The organism is Arthrobacter sp. JCM 19049 (assembly GCF_001310435.1).
Genome location: NZ_BAXF01000396.1, coordinates 1 through 2039, shown reverse-complemented (window position 1 = coordinate 2039; position 2039 = coordinate 1). Strand labels below are relative to the sequence as shown.

Annotated in this window: 4 protein-coding genes; 1 reads left to right on the top strand and 3 read right to left on the bottom strand. The window is 62.5% G+C overall.

The features are described 5' to 3' along the window. The 3 genes from rplT to infC form a co-directional block, all read right to left on the bottom strand. Nucleotides 1-349 (bottom strand): 50S ribosomal protein L20 (gene rplT / locus JCM19049_RS12630; protein ID WP_279403147.1); only part of this gene is annotated, 349 nt, incomplete at its 3' end. A 112-nt stretch (nt 350-461) separates the two neighbouring features. After that, the gene (rpmI, locus tag JCM19049_RS12625) at nt 462-656 is read right to left on the bottom strand and encodes a 50S ribosomal protein L35 (protein WP_054821765.1); all 195 of its coding nucleotides are present in this window, start codon (nt 654-656) and stop codon (nt 462-464) included. Continuing rightward, nucleotides 634-1488, bottom strand: a complete 855-nt coding sequence (gene infC / locus JCM19049_RS12620) for a translation initiation factor IF-3 (RefSeq protein WP_279403148.1) — start codon at nt 1486-1488, stop codon at nt 634-636. The genes rpmI and infC overlap by 23 nt, the downstream gene beginning before the upstream one ends. Before the next feature lie 317 nt (nt 1489-1805). Between infC and JCM19049_RS12615 the strand changes: the two genes are divergently transcribed. Beyond that, nucleotides 1806-2039, top strand: a 234-nt coding sequence (locus tag JCM19049_RS12615; protein WP_279403146.1) for a DUF1844 domain-containing protein, incomplete at its 3' end; no start/stop codon positions are given.

Sequence of the window (2039 nt, the reverse complement as noted above, 5' to 3'; positions counted from 1 at the left end):
GGGCACCCTTTGCTACCTGGACCAGCGCGGCGAAGGCGTTGGCGTCGGAGACGGCCAGCTCGGCCAGCATGCGGCGGTCAACCTCGACCTCGGCGGCCTTCAGGCCCTGGATCAGGCGGTTGTAGGTCATGCCGTTGGCGCGGGCAGCGGCGTTGATGCGCTGGATCCACAGGCGGCGGAAGTCGCCCTTGCGCTTGCGGCGGTCGTTGTAGCTGTATACGAACGAGTGGAGCAGCTGCTCCTTGGCCTTGCGGTAAAGGCGCGAACGCTGACCGCGGTAACCCTTGGCGCGTTCCATTACGACGCGACGCTTCTTATGGGCGTTGACTGCCCGCTTCACACGTGCCACGTGTGTACTCCTTCAAATCTTGTTCCCGCTGGCGAAGGTCCTTCTCCGGCGGTGAAAACTAGTGGTTGGTTGGGGTAAGGCTTCCCCGAATACTGCTTGCGAAGGGGAAGGCCTAGAGGCCCAGCATCCGCTTGATGGTCTTCACATCGGCCTTGGCAACGATCTGGTCAGAGGCCAGGCGACGGGTGATGCGGGAAGACTTGTGCTCCAGGTAGTGGCGGCGGTTGGCCTGCTGACGCGCCAGCTTTCCGCTGCCGGTCACCTTGAAGCGCTTCTTGGCGCCACTATGAGTCTTGAACTTCGGCATAGCTGCCGTTCTCCTTACGTGCTCCGATCGGATCCGTGTAGGACCCGTCGGGGATCATCCGAAGCGGGCCCCTCAAAGCGAGACGACCGCTGTTGTTCTTTTCTAGTGCGGCCCTTCCGCGGAGGAAGGACCGGTTCGCCCTGAAGGCGGCGGGTTCCGGGGAACCCGGAGGGCTTGGCTTACGCCTCGCCCTCGGCCTGGGCCCGTGCCTGCTCCAGCTTGGCGCGAGCCTCGTCGTCCATGGAGGAGGCCACGTTCTGCCCCGAGGTTTCCTGCGGAGCTCGGTGGCGACGCGGCGCTTGGAACCACGACCGCCGGACTTCTGCTGCTGTTCGCGACGGGCCTCGGCCTTGTTCTTCAGCGGACCGACCACCATGACCATGTTGCGGCCATCGATGCGCGGGTTGGACTCAACGGCTCCAACTTCCGCAACGTCCTCTGCAAACTTCTCCAGCAGGCGGATGCCCATCTCCGGGCGCTGCTGCTCACGTCCACGGAACTGGATCATGGCCTTGACCTTGTCACCGGCGCCCAGGAAGCGCAGGGCGTGGCCGACCTTGGTTTCGTAGTCGTGCTTGTCGATCTTCAGGCGGAAGCGGACTTCCTTCAGGACCGTGTTGGTCTGGTTCTTGCGGGCCTCGCGTGCCTTGACGGCGGCTTCGTACTTGTACTTGCCGAAGTCCATCAACTTGCACACTGGAGGCTTGGCGTTGGGGGCCACCTCGACCAGGTCGAGATCGGATTCGTGAGCCAGGCGCAGGGCGTCCTCGATGCGGACAATTCCCACCTGTTCACCATTTGGGCCAACGAGGCGTACCTCAGGTACGCGAATGCGCTCGTTAATGCGTGGATCGCTGATGTGTAACTCCTGTTAGTCGTAAGTAGTGCTGCCCAGCAACGAAAAAGGCCTCCGCTGCTGATGCAGGCGAAGGCCACAAAGTCGACTACGGCACCAGTGATCTACTGAACCCTGCTGCCTTGGAATCCACGTGAGGGATTCCCGCCGAAGTACCCGGACGCCTGCACGGCGACAGCGGGTGGGAGATGGCCTCCACTTGCATGTCTCGATCATGATCCCTTGGTCACATAACCTGTTTCAGGCCAGAACCAAGTAACCCAATCGAGTCGGTCTGTGACAAGCTTAGCAGTATGAGTACCGAAGATTCCAATTCAATGCAGCAGGCCGTCGATCAGCAGGTCCGCGATATCGCCGAGGTTCCTGCCGTTGAAATCATCACCACCGCCGCGGTGCACCTGATGAGCGCCGCCGCCGTGAAGTGCGGCTTGGCCGAGGGCAAGGACGCCGCCGAGCTGAAGGACCTGGACGAGGCCCGCAAGCTGATCACCGCACTGGCAGGCCTAGTCACCGCCGGGGCGCCGGAG

Coding starts and splice junctions, on each gene's coding strand:
- rpmI (WP_054821765.1), bottom strand. CDS start 656: ATGCCGAAGTTCAAGACTCATAGTGGCGCCAAGAAGCGCTTCAAGGTG.